At 63.0% G+C, this 18,974-nt stretch carries 13 protein-coding genes; 7 read left to right on the top strand and 6 right to left on the bottom strand.

What is annotated here, in order from left to right; translation table 11 throughout:
- Positions 1 to 108: 108 nt before the first annotated feature.
- The 3 genes from ilvD to JMY24_RS25280 all read right to left on the bottom strand — a co-directional run bounded on the left by ilvD (position 109) and on the right by JMY24_RS25280 (position 4,437).
- A complete protein-coding gene (gene ilvD / locus JMY24_RS25270) occupies positions 109 to 1,968 on the bottom strand; it encodes a dihydroxy-acid dehydratase (protein ID WP_128596646.1) in 1,860 nt (619 codons plus the stop codon).
- Positions 1,969 to 2,257: 289 nt separating this feature from the next.
- Positions 2,258 to 3,556 carry an MFS transporter gene (locus tag JMY24_RS25275; protein WP_128596645.1) on the bottom strand — a complete coding sequence of 433 codons (1,299 nt, stop codon included), beginning with the start codon at positions 3,554 to 3,556 and terminating at the stop codon, positions 2,258 to 2,260.
- Positions 3,557 to 3,585: 29 nt separating this feature from the next.
- Positions 3,586 to 4,437 carry an NAD-dependent epimerase/dehydratase family protein gene (locus JMY24_RS25280; RefSeq protein ID WP_128596644.1) on the bottom strand — a complete coding sequence of 284 codons (852 nt, stop codon included), beginning with the start codon at positions 4,435 to 4,437 and terminating at the stop codon, positions 3,586 to 3,588.
- A 600-nt stretch (positions 4,438 to 5,037) separates the two neighbouring features.
- On the opposite strand from JMY24_RS25280, the gene JMY24_RS25285 reads away from it, so the two are divergent.
- The 4 genes from JMY24_RS25285 (at position 5,038) to JMY24_RS25300 (ending at position 8,709) form a co-directional block, all read left to right on the top strand.
- Entirely contained in the window at positions 5,038 to 6,450 is a 1,413-nt protein-coding gene (locus JMY24_RS25285; RefSeq protein ID WP_201703134.1) for a cytochrome ubiquinol oxidase subunit I, read from the top strand.
- A 24-nt stretch (positions 6,451 to 6,474) separates the two neighbouring features.
- Entirely contained in the window at positions 6,475 to 7,479 is a 1,005-nt protein-coding gene (gene cydB / locus JMY24_RS25290) for a cytochrome d ubiquinol oxidase subunit II (protein WP_128596643.1), read from the top strand.
- On the top strand, positions 7,454 to 7,606 hold the full coding sequence (locus JMY24_RS25295) for a hypothetical protein (RefSeq protein WP_164853690.1): 153 nt from the start codon (positions 7,454 to 7,456) through the stop codon (positions 7,604 to 7,606). Before cydB ends, JMY24_RS25295 begins: the two co-directional genes overlap by 26 nt.
- A gap of 341 nt (positions 7,607 to 7,947) precedes the next feature.
- Positions 7,948 to 8,709, top strand: a complete 762-nt coding sequence (locus JMY24_RS25300) for a response regulator transcription factor (protein WP_128596642.1) — start codon at positions 7,948 to 7,950, stop codon at positions 8,707 to 8,709.
- 50 nt (positions 8,710 to 8,759) lie between these two features.
- Here JMY24_RS25300 and JMY24_RS25305 read toward each other — a convergent pair whose 3' ends face one another.
- The gene (locus JMY24_RS25305; protein ID WP_128596641.1) at positions 8,760 to 10,697 is read right to left on the bottom strand and encodes an ATP-binding response regulator; all 1,938 of its coding nucleotides are present in this window, start codon (positions 10,695 to 10,697) and stop codon (positions 8,760 to 8,762) included.
- 341 nt (positions 10,698 to 11,038) lie between these two features.
- Between JMY24_RS25305 and JMY24_RS25310 the strand changes: the two genes are divergently transcribed.
- Both JMY24_RS25310 and JMY24_RS25315 read left to right on the top strand, forming a co-directional pair.
- Entirely contained in the window at positions 11,039 to 11,830 is a 792-nt protein-coding gene (locus JMY24_RS25310; RefSeq protein ID WP_128585082.1) for a hypothetical protein, read from the top strand.
- A gap of 190 nt (positions 11,831 to 12,020) precedes the next feature.
- Complete coding sequence (locus tag JMY24_RS25315) at positions 12,021 to 15,431, top strand: alpha/beta fold hydrolase (RefSeq protein WP_201703136.1); 3,411 nt, start codon at positions 12,021 to 12,023, stop codon at positions 15,429 to 15,431.
- Positions 15,432 to 15,441: 10 nt separating this feature from the next.
- Here the strand turns inward: JMY24_RS25315 and JMY24_RS25320 are convergent, their stop codons facing one another.
- Positions 15,442 to 16,863, bottom strand: a complete 1,422-nt coding sequence (locus JMY24_RS25320; protein ID WP_201703137.1) for an FAD-binding oxidoreductase — start codon at positions 16,861 to 16,863, stop codon at positions 15,442 to 15,444.
- 27 nt (positions 16,864 to 16,890) lie between these two features.
- On the bottom strand, positions 16,891 to 17,865 hold the full coding sequence (locus JMY24_RS25325) for an isopenicillin N synthase family dioxygenase (protein ID WP_201703139.1): 975 nt from the start codon (positions 17,863 to 17,865) through the stop codon (positions 16,891 to 16,893).
- A gap of 218 nt (positions 17,866 to 18,083) precedes the next feature.
- Between JMY24_RS25325 and JMY24_RS25330 the strand changes: the two genes are divergently transcribed.
- A complete protein-coding gene (locus JMY24_RS25330; protein ID WP_027780241.1) occupies positions 18,084 to 18,911 on the top strand; it encodes a transporter substrate-binding domain-containing protein in 828 nt (275 codons plus the stop codon).
- The last annotated feature ends 63 nt before the right edge of the window (positions 18,912 to 18,974 follow it).

Consider the following 18,974-nt stretch of genomic DNA (forward strand, 5'->3'; position numbering starts at 1 on the left):
AAGCGGCCGGCGACGCGCTTTCGGGCCGAGCAAAAACCGGCGCAAAAAAAACCGCTCGGATGAGCGGTTTTTCTGCGAAACGAACACAGGCCGAAGCCGTTATCGCAATCAATCCTCCAGCAACGACAGGTCGCGCACCGCGCCTTTATCGGCCGACATGACCAGCTTCGCGTAGGCCTTCAGCGCCGCCGACACTTTGCGCGGACGCGGCTTGGCGGGCTTCCAGCCCTTCGCGTTCTGCTCGTCGCGGCGGCTCGCCAGTTCGGCGTCCGACAGCAGCACGTTGATCGTGCGGTTCGGAATGTCGATGCGGATCTTGTCGCCATCGCGCACGAGGCCGATCGCGCCGCCCGCTGCCGCTTCCGGCGAGCAATGGCCGATAGACAGGCCCGAAGTGCCGCCCGAGAAGCGGCCGTCCGTCAGCAGCGCGCACTCTTTGCCGAGGCCCTGCGACTTGATGTAGCTCGTCGGATAAAGCATTTCCTGCATGCCGGGGCCGCCCTTCGGACCTTCGTAGCGCACGATCACCACGTCGCCCGCCTTGACCTTGCCCGCGAGGATATTTTCCACCGCTTCGTCCTGCGATTCGGTGACGTGAGCCGTACCCTCGAACACCAGAATGCTTTCGTCGACGCCGGCGGTCTTCACCACGCAGCCGTCGAGCGCAATGTTGCCCGTCAGCACCGCGAGACCGCCTTCCTTCGAAAACGCATGCTCGTAAGAGCGGATGCAACCTTCGGCGCGGTCGAGATCGAGACTGGGCCAGCGCGTGTTCTGGCTGAACGCCACTTGCGTCGGAACGCCGGCCGGGCCCGCCATGTAGAAGGTCCTGACCGCCTGGTCTTCGGTGCGAACGATATCCCACTGATCCAGCGCGTCTTTCAACGTAGGCGCGTGCACCGTGGGCACGTCCGTGTGCAGCTTGCCGGCGCGGTCCAGCTCGCCGAGAATCGCCATGATGCCGCCTGCGCGATGCACGTCCTCGATGTGGTACTTGTTCGTATTGGGCGCCACCTTGCACAGCTGCGGCACGATGCGCGACAGACGGTCGATGTCCGTCATCGTGAAGTCGATCTCGGCTTCGCGTGCGATTGCCAGCAGGTGCAGGATGGTGTTGGTGGAACCGCCCATCGCGATATCGAGCGTCATCGCGTTTTCGAACGCCTTGAAGCCGACTGCACGGGGCAGCACGCTTGCCTCTTCCTGCTCGTAGTACTGGCGGGCCAGTTCCACGATGCGGCGGCCGGCGCGCTTGAAGAGCTGCTCGCGGTCCGCGTGTGTCGCGACCACGGTGCCGTTGCCGGGCAACGACAAGCCGAGCGCCTCGGTCAGGCAGTTCATCGAGTTAGCCGTGAACATGCCCGAGCACGAGCCGCAGGTCGGGCATGCGGAGCGTTCGACCTCGGCCACGTCGGCGTCGGAATAGGCTTTGTCGGCGGCGATCACCATTGCGTCCACCAGGTCGAGCTTCTTGAACTCGATCGTGCCGGTCTTCGGATTCGCGAGGCGCGTCTTGCCGGCTTCCATCGGGCCGCCCGAAACGAAGATCACCGGAATGTTCAGGCGCATCGCGGCCATCAGCATGCCGGGCGTGATCTTGTCGCAGTTCGAGATGCACACCATCGCGTCGGCGCAGTGCGCATTGACCATGTATTCGACCGAATCCGCGATGATGTCGCGGCTCGGCAGCGAATACAGCATGCCGTCGTGGCCCATCGCAATGCCGTCATCGACGGCAATGGTGTTGAACTCTTTGGCTACGCCACCCGCGGCTTCGATCTCGCGTGCGACGAGCTGGCCGAGGTCTTTCAGGTGCACGTGTCCGGGCACGAACTGGGTGAACGAATTGACCACCGCAATAATCGGCTTCGAGAAGTCTTCGTCTTTCATGCCGGTGGCGCGCCACAAGGAGCGCGCCCCAGCCATGTTGCGGCCGGCGGTGGAGGTTTTGGAACGGTATGCGGGCATCGTGGTGGTTGAATGAATATCGCTTGAAAGAAGCGGGCCAAGGGAGTGAAGGCCCCTCGAGCGCCCGTGCGAACAACCTTGTGAGCCGCGCCCCGGGCAAAGCGCGCAATTATCCCACAGGCCCCGGCAGCGTGCCGCTCACGCGCGCGGCCTTCGGGTTGTCGCGCTGAAGATCGCGGTGATGCGCAAAAGGCGGTTCATAAAAGAAAGCGGCGCACGAAGGCGCCGCTTTGCGTTTCTACTCAGGGTGGAACTTCGCGCCGGCTCACGCGGGCGGACTTATCGCCTCTTACTTGGCAGTGACCGCACCACCCGTCTGGGACCAACGCTGCTCCGGCGTCCGGTCCGCGCTCTTCGCGAGCAGACACACCACGGCAGCCGCGATAATGTCGAATACCGCCAGCACGACGAACAGCGGACTGTAGCCGACCTGCGTGACCAGCACACCGAACAACGCGGTGAACGCCGCAGCGCCGAGATAACCGGCCATGCCGCCCATACCCGTTGCGGTAGCCACTTCGTTCTTGCCGAACATGTCGGACGTAATCGCATACAGCGCGCCGGACAAGGTCTGGTGCGCGAAGCCGCCGACGCACAGCAGGGCAACAGCCACATACGGACTTGCGACGAGGCCCACGCACGCCGGTCCGATCATGCACAGCGCGCCGACCACGAACACCATCTTGCGCGACGTGAACAGCGAGACCTTCGCGTACTTATGAAACAGCGGGCTCAGATAGCCGCCGAGCACGCAGCCGATATCCGCTGCGAGAAACGGCATCCATGCATATAGCGCGATTTCCTTCAGATTCATGTGACGCTCGGTCATCATGTAAAGCGGAATCCACGCGTTGAACGTCTGCCATGCCGGTTCCGACAGAATGCGCGGAATGCCGATCGCCCAGAAGTCGCGGCTGCGCAGCATGGCCGACCAGCTGCGCTTGGGCGCGCCCGCATCGCTGTGCTTCGCTTCCTGGCCGCTGAGGATGTAGTCGCGCTCCTCGTCGCCGAGCAGTTTCTGATTGCGCGGATGCTTGTACAGCAGCATCCACACGGCGCTCCAGACGATGCCCGCTACGCCGACGATCACGAACGCCAGTTGCCACTGGCCGTGCAGCAGCGCCCACACCACGAGCGGCGGCGCCAGCAACGCGCCGATCGACGAACCGATGTTGAACCAGCCGATCGCAACCGAACGCTCCTTTGCCGGGAACCACTCGCTGGTGGCCTTCACGCCGGCCGGAATGCCAGCCGCTTCGGCAATGCCTAGCAGGCCGCGGAAAAATGCGAGGCTGCGCCATCCGGTCGACCACGCCGCCGCCGCGCAGGCGAGCGACCACGCCAGCGCGAACGCGGCAAAACCGATTTTGGTGCCGACCGTATCGAGCAGGAAGCCCGCGACCGGCTGCATGAATGCATAGCAAAGCTGCCATGCGACGACCACGTGAGCGTATTGCTCGGTCGTGATGTGCAGGTCTTTCATCAACGTCGGCGCGGCCACCGACAGCGTGTTGCGCGCGAGATAGTTGATGATGAGCCCGGCCGCGACCAGACTGACCATCCACCAGCGGATGCCCTTGATCTTCATTGCTGCGTCTCCTCGTGATACTTGAACTTTCAGGACGGCCGGGCGGCCGAATCTGCCGAACCGGCCGCATTGCCCGCGCCGCTATCCGTGTCCTCGCGCGAATAGTCGATGCCGACAAACCCGCCGCCCTGGAAACGCTGACCCAATGCGTCGAGCGGATTGGGGCGCGCCAGAACTTCCTCGGCGTAGTCTTCGGCGTTCTGCTTCGGCGTGTATCCCAGACGCTCCGCGCCGCTGTTGTCCCACCAGCTGCGCGTATTGGCCGACACGCCCCACACCGTGATGAAGCCCAGTTCTTCTGCTTCGATGCAGCGGTCGAGGAAATGCATAAGGTCTGCGTGACCGAACCAGGTGCTCAGATGACGCGGCTCGGTCGGACGCTCGAGACAACTGCCGATGCGCACGCACACGCTCTCGATGCCATGCTTGTCCCAGTACATGCGCGCGAGCGCTTCGCCCCACACCTTGCTCAGGCCATAGAAGCCGTCCGGGCGCAGTTCGCAATCGAGGCTCAGGCGCTCCGTCACCGGGTACATGCCGATCGCGTGATTCGAGCTTGCGAACACGATCCGCTTGACGCCCTGTCGGCGTGCGCCCTCGTAGACCTCGACGAGACCGCGCAGATTGTTTTCGATGATCTCAGGCAGCGGCCGCTCCACGCTCGTCCCGGCGAAGTGGATCAGCACGTCGACGCCGTCGAGCAGCCGATCGACAACCGCCGGATCGCGCAGGTCGCCGTGCATCACATCCTCGCCGTCGACGAGAGGCGTCAGCGGCTTCGAGCCCGCCGCCGAACGCACAGGCGTGCCGCGCGCAATGAACGCAGCGCGCACGACCGAGCCAAGCTGGCCTCCGGCGCCACTCAAGGCAGTCTTCTTCATAGGGGTTCCTTTGCTGCACCGGCTCGCGAGCGGCATGGATAAATCCACACCTCGGCTTGGGTGAGATCGCCTGTTGCGCGATCTAGTTGTACGATAACGTACTATCTCTGATGCAGAAGCGGAATTCAATTAGGCATTTACCCTTATCGTGAAGCGCCTTTCGAAGGCTTCTCATAGCTGAACTCTGCGATGAAGCGCGTACGTTCGTGCGATGTCGTATAACTTGACCCTACATCGCTGGTGTCTGCCTTGACGACATGTCCTATATCTAGCCGCAGCGAAGTCTTAAGCATCGCGAGCGCATGGCCAGCAGGAGCAACATCCCTCGCACGCTTTGCTGCGACGCGGTCGATTGCCGCAGCTTCACGTCACGGCGCTTAATCACGGTGAAACAGGCAATAAGAAAAAGCTGATATACGTCAATACCTTGCAGCGCACGAACCGTCGCAATCCATATAACAACGCGGTTTTTTGACGCACGTCGCGGCGCAGCATAAATCTGACTCTTCCCCTAATCTTCGGCCATCTGCGAAACGCAGTGCGCACCGACACCGGTCGACGCGCGTAGTCCGCCCACGCGGCATCACGCACTTCACGATCATGAACTCCGCAATATCGGCATTTGACCTCGCCCGCATCCAGTTTGCGTTCACCGTCTCTTTCCATATCGTCTTTCCGGCGCTCAGCATTGGCCTCGCGAGCTTTATCGCCGTGCTCGAATGGCGCTGGTTGAAAACCGGCAAGGCGTACTACAAAGACCTGTGCCTCTTCTGGTCGAAGATTTTCGCCGTTGCCTTCGGCATGGGCGTGGTGTCCGGCGTCGTGATGAGCTATCAGTTCGGCACCAACTGGTCGGGCTTTTCGAGTTTCGCCGGTCCCGTCACCGGACCTCTGTTGATGTACGAGGTCATGACCGCGTTTTTCCTCGAAGCCGGCTTCCTCGGCATCATGCTGTTCGGCTGGCAGCGCGTGAGTCCGCGCGCGCACTTCGGCGCGACGCTGATGGTCGCCATCGGCACGCTGATCTCCACGTTCTGGATTCTCGCGTCCAATAGCTGGATGCAGACGCCGCAAGGATTCGAAGTCGTGAACGGCCGTGTCGTGCCGCTCGACTGGTTCAAGATCATCTTCAATCCGTCGTTCCCATACCGGCTCGCGCATATGGCGCTCGCGGCGTTCATCGTCGCCGGGCTCGTCGTGGCGGCGGTGGGCGCGTGGCATCTGCTGCGCGGACGGCGCGACCCCGCAGTCAAAAAGATGTTCTCGATGGCGCTGTGGCTGCTGCTGATTCTCACGCCGATCCAGGCGTTCGTCGGCGATCAGCACGGCTTGAACACGCGCGAATATCAGCCGGCCAAGATCGCTGCAATCGAAGGCCTGTGGGACACCGAAAAAGGCGGCACCGCGCTGAACCTGTTCGGCATCCCCGACATGCAGGCAGAGACCACGCGCTATGCAGTGTCGATCCCGCACCTGGGCAGCCTGATTCTCACGCATAGCTGGGACGGCGAAATACGCGGCCTGAAGGAATTCCCGCCGCAAGACCGGCCGAACTCGACAGTGGTGTTCTGGAGCTTCCGGATCATGGCCGGGCTCGGCGTGCTGATGATCGTCATGTCGGTCGCCGCGTGGGTGCTGCGCCGTCGCGGGCGCCTGTTCGAGTCGAAGTGGTTCCAGCGCGTCGCCGTGGCGATGGGCCCAAGCGGTTTCGTCACGCTGCTGGCCGGCTGGGTCACGACCGAAGCCGGCCGTCAGCCATGGGTCGTATATGGCGTGATGCGCACGTCGCAGGCCGTGTCGCCGCTCACCGCGCAACAGGTCGGCATTTCGCTGATGGCGTTCGTGGTCGTCTATTTCCTCGTATTCGGCACGGGCATCTATTACATGCTCAAGCTGATGCGCTCGGGCCCGGCGCTGCCTGGACACACGCCGCACGGCGTGCCCGGACAAACGCCGAACCAGACCGCGCGCCGCCCTTTCTCCGCCGCCGATCAGATGATCGACGCCGCCTAACCCTGATCGCCTGCGAGTAACAAAATGGACGTAACCGTAGTGTGGGCCGCAATCATCGCGCTAGGCCTTTTCATGTATGTCGTGCTGGATGGCTTCGATCTCGGCATCGGCATTGTCTTTCCGTTCTTCCCAGACGAGAAGGAACGCGACCTGATGATGAACACCGTCGCACCGGTCTGGGACGGCAACGAGACCTGGCTCGTGCTCGGCGGGGCGGCGCTCTTCGCCGTGTTTCCGATGGTGTATTCCACAGTATTGTCAGCGCTGTATTTGCCGCTCATCTTCATGCTCGTGTGCCTGATCTTTCGCGGCGTGTCCTTCGAGATTCGCGCGAAGGCGAACCGCACGAAGCATATGTGGGACCTCGCGTTCATCGGCGGGTCGGCGGGCGCGACGTTTTTCCAGGGCGTCGTGCTCGGGGCGTTTCTGCAAGGCATTCCGGTGATCGACGGCGCCTATGCCGGCGACGCTTTCGGCTGGCTCACCCCGTTCAGCCTGCTGACGGGCCTCGGGCTCATCGTCACGTACGCGTTGCTGGGCTGCTGCTGGCTGGTCGCGAAAACGGAAGGCGACCTGCAGCGCCGCCTGCATCGCGTGGTATGGCCGCTGACTGTCGTGCTGCTCGGCTTCATCGCGATGGTGAGCCTGTGGACTCCGCTGCAAGACCCGAACATCGCGCAGCGCTGGTTCCACGAGGGTCTCTTCTACCGGCTGTTGCCTGTGCCGTTCATGGTCGCGGCCTGCGCGGTCTTCATGCGCCGCGCGGTGCGGGAGCGGCATCACAACACGCCGTTCGTGCTCGCGTTACTGCTCGTGCTGCTCGGTTACGCCGGGCTGCTGGTGAGCCTGTGGCCGTACGCGATACCGTCGAGCGTGACGCTGTGGGAAGCGGCCGCGCCGCGCTCCAGCCAGACGTTCACGCTGGTCGGCGCAGCGGTGATTCTGCCGATCATCGTCGCTTATACGACGATGGGTTACTGGGTATTTCGAGGCAAGGTGCGTCATGGCGACCAACATCACTATCACTGACTCCGCGCGCAAGCTGCCGGGCTGGCTCTGGTTCATTGCGCTGTGGTGCTTCGGCGTGGGCTCGGCGATGTCGCTCGGCTTCGCCTTCAAGCTTCTGATGAATGCAACGCTATTTGCAGTGAAATGACGGCTCGCCGCGCGAGCGCCCGTGCGGTTTATCCGGCCGGCATAAGCTTTCGTATTGGGCCGCCGCGGCTTCAAAAACGGCGCGCGCGGCTCGTCTACGTAGCAAGCCGGAACCGATGCGCGAGTGAGACCTGCCTGGACAAGGCATAGACAAAACGTGGCGCCGGCGATGCCACGAGCAGAGAATGACCGGGGCGGCGAGCCGCAAGGCCCGCCGCCCCGCACCGATCGGCTTATGATCACGGGGTAGCCGGCAATGATGCGATTCACGACAATACAAGCAGAACAAGACCCAGCAACGGCGGTAGTCCACAACACGCAAGCCCGACTCGTGGAGACATCATGAAGTTTCTTGTGGCGGACGACCATGAATTGATCCGGCAAGGCGTCAAGGGAATGCTCCGCGGACTCGACCCCGACGCCCAGTTCGACGAAGCCGATACCTGGGAAACCCTGGCCGCCGCCGCGCGGCCCGACGCCGATCACGATCTCGCGATCGTCGATCTGCATATGCCGGGCATGAGCGGCGCGTCGTCGCTCGAAATATTGCTGAAGGCGAATCCTGCTCTGCCGGTAGTCGTGCTTTCCGCCGAAGAGTCACCGGACGAAATGCGTGCGGTGCTCGCCGCCGGCGCGCTCGGCTTCGTGCCGAAGCGGCAGCCCGCGAGCGTGATGCTGAAGGCGATCGAACTGGTGCTGTCGGGCGGCGCATATGTGCCGATGGAAGCGCTGAGCCTGCTGGGCTCACGCGACGCACAATCCGCGGACTCATGCGCGCAGCGCGCGGGTGCTGCATTGTCGCAGCAGGCAGCGCCGAGCAGCGCGGGCCAGAGCACGGCGACGCTAACCGAACCGGTCGCACAGCTTCAGGCGCTGCAGCCGCATCAGCAGCATTTGCTTGAAAACCTGTCGCCGCGTCAGCAGGACATCATGCGGCTCGTGCATCGCGGCTGGACCAACAAGATGATCGCACGCGAACTCGGCGTAGCCGAGGGCACGGTCAAGGTGCATCTGTCGGTGATTTTCCGGGCGCTCGGCGTGCACAACCGGTCGACGGCAATCGCGGTGATCAACGGCTGGCTCGAAGCTGGCAAAACGCTATAGCGGTGGCGGTCGGCGCCGCCGCGACACGCAGCGACCTCCGCTATCACCGCCTACCCTTCCTCTTGCGATGCGCTCTGCGGACGATGCCGCACTTCCACTCGCGCCGTGCCTTGCGGCCTGATCACGTGATCGCCGCCAGTCTCTCCGCTCAGCACGGTCCCTTCACGGCCTGCATCGGCGCTCTGGCCCGCAGGCAATTCCATAGCGGCGCCCTGATGCCCCTTGTCGAGTTCCGCCTGTTGCCACAGCATTTCCAGCGTGCGCCGCAAACGCGCCGCCGTAACCGGCTTGTGCAACACCGGAATGCCTTGCAATGCGAGCGCAGCCAGTTCCGCCGACGCCATGTCGCCCGTAATCAGCAGCGTCACCACGCCTTCGTGACCTGCGCGCGCGAGCATGCTGCGCACCGCCGTGAGCGCCTGCGCGCCGGTCCTGTGATTGGCCAACTGGTAATCGCATAGCACCGCGTCCGGCACGAAACCATCCGCGAGCGCGGCCAGCGCAGCGGTTTCGTCGCGTGCGCCGCGCACCGTGCAGCCCCAGCGTCCGAGCAGCGCGGAAAGGCCTTCGAGAATCGACGGTTCGTCGTCGATGCACAGCACCTGCCGCCCTTGCGCCGATGGTCCGCCCGCCACCGCTTCGTTCAGGCTCGCGACGATTGCGCTCGCGTCGCCCGCTTGCACTGGGAAGCGGAACACCGAACCGCGGCCCGGCGCCGAGCGCAACTGCAACTCGCCGCCCAGCATGCCGACGAGACGCTTGACCGTCGGCAGCCCGAGCCCGTGGCCCTGGCGCGCGTCGCGCTGCGGATTGGCGACCTGATAGAACTCCTCGAAGATGCGCTGGTGCTCTTCAGCGGCAATGCCAATGCCCGAATCGCGCACCTCGATATAGCCGCCCGCGGTTCGCCCCGCGCGCCGGACGCCGAGCCAGATTGCGCCTTCCTCGGTATAGCGCACCGCGTTCGAGAGCAGATTGCTCAGCACGCGTTCGAGCAGCACTGGATCGTCGTGGACCACCATCGACGTCGGCGCGATCCGCAGCGCGAGGCCTTTGGCCGCCGCCTGCGGCCGATATTGGCTGCCGACGCGCTCGAACAACTCGGAGAGCCGGAAATGCAGACGGATCACCTGCGTGACGCCGCTTTCGAGCCGCGCGAGATCGAGCACCTGGTTGAACAGCTGATTCAGCGCTTCCACGTTATAGACGATGTGCTCGGCGGTCTTCGCATGCTGCGCGGGCGTCGCCGCGGAATCGTTGAGCGACGCCGCAAGCAGGCCGATCGCATGCAGCGGCTGACGCAGGTCGTGGCTCGCTGCAGCGAAAAAGCGCGTTTTCGCGAGACTGGCCTCTTCGGCGACTTGCTTTTGCAGTGCGAGCGATTCCGCCAGATACTGCTGATCGACGCGCGCCTGCACCACCTGCTGGAACAGCTTTCGGTAGCTAAGCGCATACACGTTGATCGCGCAGAAGAAGAACGCGAGCACGATGGCAAGAATCGTGCGGTCGAACGTATGCGTGCCGAAGTGCAGCACGATCGACGGGAACAGCAGGAATGGAATGGCCGTGGCGAAGTTGAGCATGTCGAAACCATTCGACATGAACACCCCCGCTGCGAGCGTGACGAGCATTACCGTGTGCAGCAGCGGCAAATCGCTCTGCGGACTCTGGAACGCGAACCAGATGGCGATACCGGGCGCGCTGTAAAGCAGCACGCCACGCACGGCATGCAGATTGATCCAGCCGCGCGGCGACACGAGATGCGGATAACGCCGGTTGCAGATCCACAGCGCGAGGCCCGCGCAATTGGCCGCCGCATAGAAGCCGAAGCAGGCAATGAAGAGCGGCGGCGATGGTATCGCGGGCCAGTAGATGGCCACGAGCACCGCGATCGAAAACCAGTGCGAGAAGAACGCGATCGGGTCTTGTGCGTACAGCACGCGCACCAGGTCTTCGTCGATTGCACGCTGGATCGGGTCAGCCCGCATCGCGCGGTCTCCTTGTCGGGCACGGCAAATTCGGTGATGTGGCGCGAAAACCCGGCGCTAGCAAGAAGCGCGGCCCGGCGTGTTGCGCAAGAGCTTGCACGGTCTACGGCAATGCAGCGGCACAGCGGGAGCGCTTTCTTATCAGACGAATGAGAGGCGCCCTGTCGGATGGTTTACCCGGCAGTTTACCCACCAGCTACGACTTAATCCATATATGCGAAGCCGTCGCCGGCGACCATACTGCTTTCACAACATCGCGCGGCCGCAACGGTTCCATCGTCAACTATTCGCCTGCAGTCGAGGCTCACCGCGCTTCTCGCCTTACCCTAATGGAGGCTTTCATGGGCGCAGTTCCGAGCCACGAGTTCGTCCGCAATCTAGACGACGCGATCCTGCCCGATCTGTGGCGCCGTCGTACCCGACTGTCCGCCGACGAAATGGTGTCGATGGTCGAGCTGGTCAAGCGGGCATTGCGCACATATCACCCGCTGGAGTTGCAGGCGCTCGGCGAAGACAAGGAAGAACTGGTCGCGCAGTTCATTTATTCCAAGGTGCTGCGCCTCGCGCCCGGCCACACGGAAACCCATGCTTGCGCGGAGAGCGCGCCGTCCAACGGCTACGCCCTGTGCGCGTATTTTCGCCGCTATCTGATCGACTGCCTGCGCAGCGCCGGCCATCAACGCAACGTGTCGATGGAAACCGACGGCATGGCCCAGGAAATCGATCTGCATGCCCAGGCATTGGAAGACCCGGTGCAAAGCGTGCTGCTGCAATATGGTCTCAACGAACAAAGGGTGCGGCTCGCAGCCCGCGCATTTATCGAAAGCCTCGACGAGCCCGAGCGCATCGTGCTGGCCGGCAGCCTTGGCTGGTGCTCGGAAGGCAAAGGCGGATTGTCGGCGGTTGCGGCCCAGCATCGTGTGCCCTCGTATCACTATCGCGCCGTCAAACTCGGCGTCACCATGAAAAAGACGGCCACCGCCGACGATTTTTCCAACACGAAGATCGGCCGTTGGCTCACGGACGTGCTCGGCATCGAGATAGACATCGACAATCGTGGCGCCATTCTGCTTGCGCTCAACCTGCTTGCGGCCGAATCGAGCGATAGCGAAATGAATGAAGTAGCCGCGTAACAGCGCAAACGGACAAGCGCCAGGCAGAAGGCAAAAACCGGGGGCGGCACCTATGCCGCGTCGCGCGTCGCGTCGATGCGCCTTTTTTTGTCATCCCGCACCGCCTACGATAAAAAAACCGCGGCAGCGCGCCGTCTTCCTTGCGCAGCCCGGATCCGTTCCCAGCATCGACCTGACGAGGTGGTCCAGTATGAACCGCTTATCGAGCGCCGTGACGGCGATGAAATCGCACTACGAAGTCGTCGTGATCGGTTCGGGTTACGGCGGCGCCATCGCCGCAAGCCGCATGGCGCGCGCGGGCCGCAGCGTGTGCGTGCTCGAACGCGGGCGCGAATTCATGGCTGGCGAATTCCCGCGCACGCCTTTTCAGGGCGCCGAGCAGATGCAGTACAACACAGCACTTGCGCAAATCGGCTCACCGCTCGCGCTGCTCGAAGTGCATGTGAACGACGACGTCAACGCGGTGGTCGGCTGCGGCCTCGGCGGTACTTCGCTGATCAACGCCAATGTCGCGTTGAAAGTCGATCCGCGCTTATGGGACGACGTACGCTGGCCCGCCGCGTTGCGCGGCGATCAGGCCGGCCGCGACAAAGGTTATCAGCGTGCCTGGGACATGCTCGAACCGTCGCCGGTCCCGGGGCGTTTCCGCAAATTGCCGAAACTGGTGGCGCTCGGAAAATCCGCCGAGGCGCTCGGCATGGCGGACCGCTTCAGCACGCCGCCTGTGACCGTCACGTTCGAGGACCGCACCAACGCGGCCGGCGTCGCGCAGAAAGCGTGCGTTGGCTGCGGCGACTGCAACTCGGGCTGCAACTACGACGCCAAGAATTCCACGCACATGAACTATCTGCCCGATGCCGTCGCGCATGGCGCGCAGATTTTCACTGGAGCCGCGGTGCATTCGGTGGTGCGCAGCGCCGACAAGCAGAAGTGGCAAGTCGCCTACCAGCTGGTACGCCTCGGCCGCGAGAGCTACGACGCGCCCGATCTCTTCGTCACGGCCGACATCGTGATCGTGTCGGCGGGAACAATCGGTTCGAGCGCGTTGCTCCTGCGTTCGCGCAACGAAGGCTTGAGCGTATCCGCCATGCTCGGCAAGCGCTTCACCGGCAACGGCGACGTGCTCGCCTTCGCGTACAACACCGACGACGTGATCAACGGCGTCGGCTGGGGCGCGCATGTCGAGCGCGAAATACCTCCGGTCGGCCCGACTATCACTGGCCTGATCGATCATCGCGATACCGCGGACGTCAGAGACGGCTTCGTGATCGAGGAAGGCTCGCTCGCCGGGCCGGTCGGCGCGGCGCTCGTCGGCATGCTAGGCGCCGCTGCGCCGCTCGCGGGCGTGGATGTTTCGGGGCCGCGCACGGTAGAACAGCAGCTTGCATACGATGCACGGATCGTCGAAGGCCTGCTGCACGGACCGTATCGCGGCGCGCTCAATCACACGCAAAGCTACCTTGTGATGGCGCACGACGACGAAAGCGGCCAGATCAGCGTGAATGAAAAGGGACGGCCGCGCATAGCCTGGGAAAACGCGGGCAAGCAGCCAATTTTCGCAACCGTCGAGGAGACGCTGAAGAAAGCGACGGCCCCGCTCGGCGGAAAATACTTGCGCGATCCGATTTCAAACGACATTTTCGGCAACCGGACCGTGACCGTGCATCCGCTCGGCGGCTGCGCGATGGGCGAGGACGCGGAACATGGTGTGGTCGATCACATGAGCCGCGTTTTTAGCGGTATGACCGGCACCGATGTGCACGAGGGCCTCTATGTGATGGACGGCGCGGTCATGCCCATGTCGCTCGGCGTGAATCCGCTGTGGACGATCTCGGCGCTCGCCGAGCGCAATTGCGCGCTGCTGGCGGCATCGCGAGGCTGGACGATCGATTACGATTCGAAGGGCACCGCCGACACGCCACCCGTGCCAAAGATCGGACTGCGCTTCACCGAAACCATGGTCGGCCATTACACGCCGGCCGGCGCGAACGAGGCCGCCGCGAGCCCAATGGCGTTCACGCTCACCGTGGAATCCGACGACCTCGCCGATATGATTAGCGATCCAGATCATCTGGCAAGAACCGCCGGCACGCTGACCTGCCCCGCTCTGTCGGCGCAGCCAATGACGATCACGGAGGGCACCTTCAATCTCTTCGTGGCCGACCCGGACGATGTGGACGAGCGCAACATGAACTACCGAATGACGCTCAATTCGGCTGAAGGCAAGACGTGGTATCTGAGCGGGCAAAAGATCATTACACGCACGTCGCCGCTCGAGTTGTGGGAGCAAACGAATACGCTGTATGCGCAAGTTCGCGAAGCGCCGTCAATGGATGCACCGCCTATCGGCAGCGCGAAGCTGGTCATCACGCCGGAAAACTTTCTGAAACAGCAACGCACGCTAGAAGTCACCAATGCGCCCGATCTGAAAACGCGTCTCGAATGGACGTTGAAGTTCGGCAAGTTCTTTGCCGGCGTGCTGTTCAACGAATATGGCGGCGTAGCCGCGCCCTTGCAGTACTACGACCCCAACGGGACGCCACGCTTGAAGCGTGCACTGCGCGCGCCGGCGCCGCAGGTGTTCTTTTTCGACACACGTGACGGTACGCACCTGCGGCTCACGCGCTATGTCGATCCCGCGCGCAAGAATGCGCGCCCTGTGTTGCTGATTCACGGCTCGGGCGTGTCGAGCCGCATCTACTCGACGGATCTCATCGGCACCAACCTCGTCGAATATCTGTGTGCCGCGGGCTACGACGTGTGGCTCGTGGATCTTCGCGTGAGCATCGAAATGCCGAGCGTCTTCGTGCCGACGAACGTCGATAAGGTCGCGCTCGAGGACATTCCCGCAGCCGTTGCGAAGATTCGCGAAGTGACGGGCGCAGCGGATATTCAGGCGCTCGGTCACTGCATGGGCGGCCTCGCGTTGAGCATGTCGCTGATGGCGGGACTCGAAGGCGTGCGCTCGGCGGTGATATCGCAGGTGGCCGCGCATCCGGTGCCCGGCCGTCTCGGCAGGATCAAGGCGGGCCTGCACATTCCCGACATCATGCAGCACCTCGGCGTGACCGACCTCACCGCCTATACAGAGAACGAAAGGTGGCCGCACAATCTGTTCGACGAAGCACTGCGGCTCTATCCGGTAGATCACGACGAGGGCTGCGGCAACCCGATCTGTCATCGCGCGACTTTCATGTATGGCCTGCTCTACGAACACGCTCAGGTGAGCGAGACACTTCATTCGAATTTGCAGGAATTGCTCGGCGTGCACGACGTCGGCGTGTTCAAGCATCTTGCCGCAATGGTGCGCGCGGGCAACGTCGTCAACGCCGACGGTGACGACGTTTATCTGAAAGGCGCGCGCGGCATGAAAGGCCTGGACGGCATGCGCATTCCGATCGGTTTCATTCACGGCGACCGCAACGAGACGTATGTGCCGAAAAGCACCGCGCTCACCTACGAGATGCTCGTCAATGCGTTTCCCGAGCAGCCTTATGAGCGGTATCTGATTCCTGGCTACGGACACATCGACTGCATCTTCGGCAAGAACGCGGCGGTCGATGTCTATCCGTCTATTGCGCGCTATCTGAACGCGCATTGAAGCCGCAGGTTCAAAACAGCTTGCCCGGATTCAGAATGCCGTGAGGGTCGAGCGCATGCTTGATTGCTGCCATTGCCGCCAGTTCGGCGGGCGAGCGCGAGATAGGCAGAAACTCGCGCTTGAGCATACCGATTCCGTGTTCCGCCGACACCGACCCATGCAGCGGCCCGAGCATTTCGTAAACGAACGCGTACACGGCATGATGATCGACGCCGGGGATCGAATGGCCGTCCACGGTGACATGCAAATTCGAATCGCCGATATGCCCGAAGAAATAGGATTCGTTGCCGGCCCACCGTTCGTTCAGGGCCGCGCGGCAGCGCTCGACAAAGTCGCCGATCACGCTAATCGGCAGGCTCACGTCGAAATTGATCGCGTCGAGCCGCACCGGAAATTCGGCGGTGCATTCACGAATTGCCCATAACGTACGCGCGTCCGCCATTGATTGCGCAATCACCGCGTCGCGGATCGCGCCTTGCTCGAGCGCCTCGGTGAGCGCGGCGGAAAAGCGCTCGCCGGTGTCGCTTGCATCGAAGCTCGCGTGTTCGATTAGCGCATAGAGCGGATGCGAGCCGTCGAACGGCGAACGTGTGCCCGTGAGCTTGACGCCGAAATCGTAGAAGTCCGGCCACATGATTTCGAATGCGCCGATGTCGTTGCCGAAACGCGTCGACAGACGCCGAAGCAGATTGACGGCCGCATCGTATCCGTCGAGTGCGACGAGCGCCGTGTGACGCGCGGCGCGCTGCGGGTGAAGCCGCAGCACCGCGCGCGTGATGATGCCGAGCGTGCCCTCGGAGCCGATGAACCAGTGCTTGAGGTCATAGCCGGTGTTGTTCTTGACCATCTTGCCGAGCGAGGTCAGCACGTCGCCATTGGCGAGCACGACTTCGAGACCCAGCACCTGGTCGCGCGCGGTGCCCGACTGGATCACGCGATTGCCGCCTGCATTGGTCGCGAGATTGCCGCCAATCTGGCATGAGCCGCGCGCGCCGAGGTCGAGCGCGAGTTCAAAGCCCGCTTGCGCCGCCGCTTCCTGTGCGGTTTGCAATGTAGTGCCGGCGCGTACGGTCAGCGTGGCCGAAGCCGCGTCGATTTCCTCGATGCCAGTCAAGCGTTCGAGCGACAACGCTATGTCAGTGGCGCGAGCGATCGCTCCGCCGGCCAGGCCCGTCATACCGCCCTGCGGCACCACTGGCTGACAGGCCGCGTGGCAAATGGCGAGCGCGCGAGAGACGTCTTCCGTGCTGCGCGGCAGCAGCAATGCGGCTGGCCGCGTCGGAGCGTGGCGCGTCCAGTCGGTCAGCGCGCGTTCGCCGATCTCGTCGCCCACGCGCACCGCCTCATTGCCGAGCGCGGCACGCAGTGCGTCGAGCGTTGCCGCAAGCGGCGCCGTGCCGACCGGCGCGTTCTCGTTGCTGTTGTCCGTCATGCAGTGTTCCTTCGGTTGCCTGTTTGCTTATGTCGTTTGAGCAGCGTGTTTCTTCCGATAACCCATCGAATCGTTGATGCGCCCGAGAATATAATCGCCCGCGGCCACCGGCTGATACTTCGGATGGTCCGCGCTCGCGCCCAGGTCGCGCGGATCGACAATTGCGCCGTAGGTTGGATCGTAGAACGTCGCGATCGAATAACGCTCACGCCCGGACGCATTGATCACACGATGAAGCGTGGAGCGAAACCGGTCGTCGGTCCAGCGTGCAAGAAGATCGCCGACGTTCACGACGAAACTGCCCTCCACAGGCGGCGCGTCGATCCAGGTATCGTTAGCGATTTCACGCACCTGCAAGCCACCCACCTGGTCCTGCCACAGCAGTGTGATGCAGCCGTAATCGGTGTGCGGCGCGACACCGAACTGATCTTCGTCCGACTGAGGCGGCTGCGGCGGATAGTAGACCATCTGCGTGCGCTGCATCCGCTTCGTATAACGCGGCGCGAAAAAATGTTCGTCGACGCCGAGACTCACCGCCACCGCGCGCAGCAGATCGGCGCCGCATGCGCCCACCGCCTCGTAATAACCGTACAACGCGGGACGCAGCTCGGGCATGAAGTCCGGCCAGTTGTTCGGTCCGCGCAGCGCCTGGCCCGCGAGCACATCCGGGTCGTCTTCCGGCAATTCGAGTCCGATGCTGAAAAACTCCTTGTAATCGGGCCGTTTCGCCTGGTACATGGTCGCGTCGCCAAGCGCATTGAAACCGCGATGCCGATGGTTGACCGCCGCGCGCCGTTTGATCTCGGGTGCGAAGGCGAAGAACGTGCGCGCGGCCTGTTCCGCGGCGTCGATTGTTGCTTGCGGCACGCCGTGATTGACGATGTAGAAGAAGCCGATCGTCGTGCACGCTTCGCGAATTTCCCGCGCCACGCGCTGCAACGCATGCGGGTCGCCCGCGCGCACGCCGGCAAAGTCAATGAGTGGAATACGGGTCACAGGCATCGCGTTGCTCCGTGAGAGGATCGGCGGGATCGCCAGGGCATTGCAGTGGTATATACCGCCAAAAGCGTGCTCGCAAGTGAACGCGCGGTGCTTCGCATAAGGGCTTTTCTCTACTCGCGTGTTTATTTATTTTGCGCGAAAACTGCGGTATATACTGCCTCGAATGACTTGCGCCGAGCCGCTTTGTGCGGGCATCGCTTTGCCAACCGGAGAATCCCATGAGCATCCTTTCAGGCTGGAAGTGTCGTTTGGTCATGCTGGCGTTGTGCGCCGCAAGTGTCGCCGCTCATGCGGAAGACCAGCTCGCCAAAGTGAAGAAGGCCGGCGAACTCGTGGTTGGGACCGAGATGCAGTTCGCGCCTTTCGACTTCCTCGAAAACGGTCAGCAAGCCGGGTTCAACAAGGATCTGTTCGCCGAGGTTGGTAAGGAACTCGGCGTGAAGGTGCGCTTTATCGACTTGCCGTGGCCGAGCGTGCTGCCCGGCCTCGAAGCGGGCAAGTTCGATATGGTGGGCGGCCCGCTCACCGTCACGAAAGCGCGCATGGAGCGCTACACGTACACGCTGCCGGTTGCGGACGCCACCGACGCGCTGCTCAAACGCGCGAACGACACGGCGCTCAAGCAATCGTCGGACATTGCGGGCAAGACCGTGGGCGCGGGCAAGGGTTCGGCCCAACTCGATCAGTTGAAGGCATATGTCGCCACGTTGCCGAAGCCGCCTGAAATCCGCGAATACGTCGACAACAACCAGGCCTATGCCGACCTCGCCGCCGGCCGCATTGCCGCGGTGGCGAATTCAATGACCAACATCGCCTACGTCGCCAAACAGCGTCCCGAAACGTTCGCGGTGGTGCAACCGCCGTTCGGCGCGAAAGTGTACTTCGCGTACTGCCTGCGCAAAGACGCCGACAGCAAGCCGCTCGCAGACGCTTTCAACGCGGCGCTCGTGAAAATGCACAACGACGGACGCCTCGCGACCTTGCAGAAGAAGTGGTTCGGCGTTGCAATGGACGCGCCAACCACCATGCCCGCGCCGAACTATTGAACTCGTTGCAGAAGCACATAGCACGCGCACTCAGTGCACACTTGATGCGCACCTGGTGCGCAC

This window comes from Paraburkholderia kirstenboschensis (assembly GCF_904848585.1).
Lineage (GTDB): Bacteria > Pseudomonadota > Gammaproteobacteria > Burkholderiales > Burkholderiaceae > Paraburkholderia > Paraburkholderia kirstenboschensis.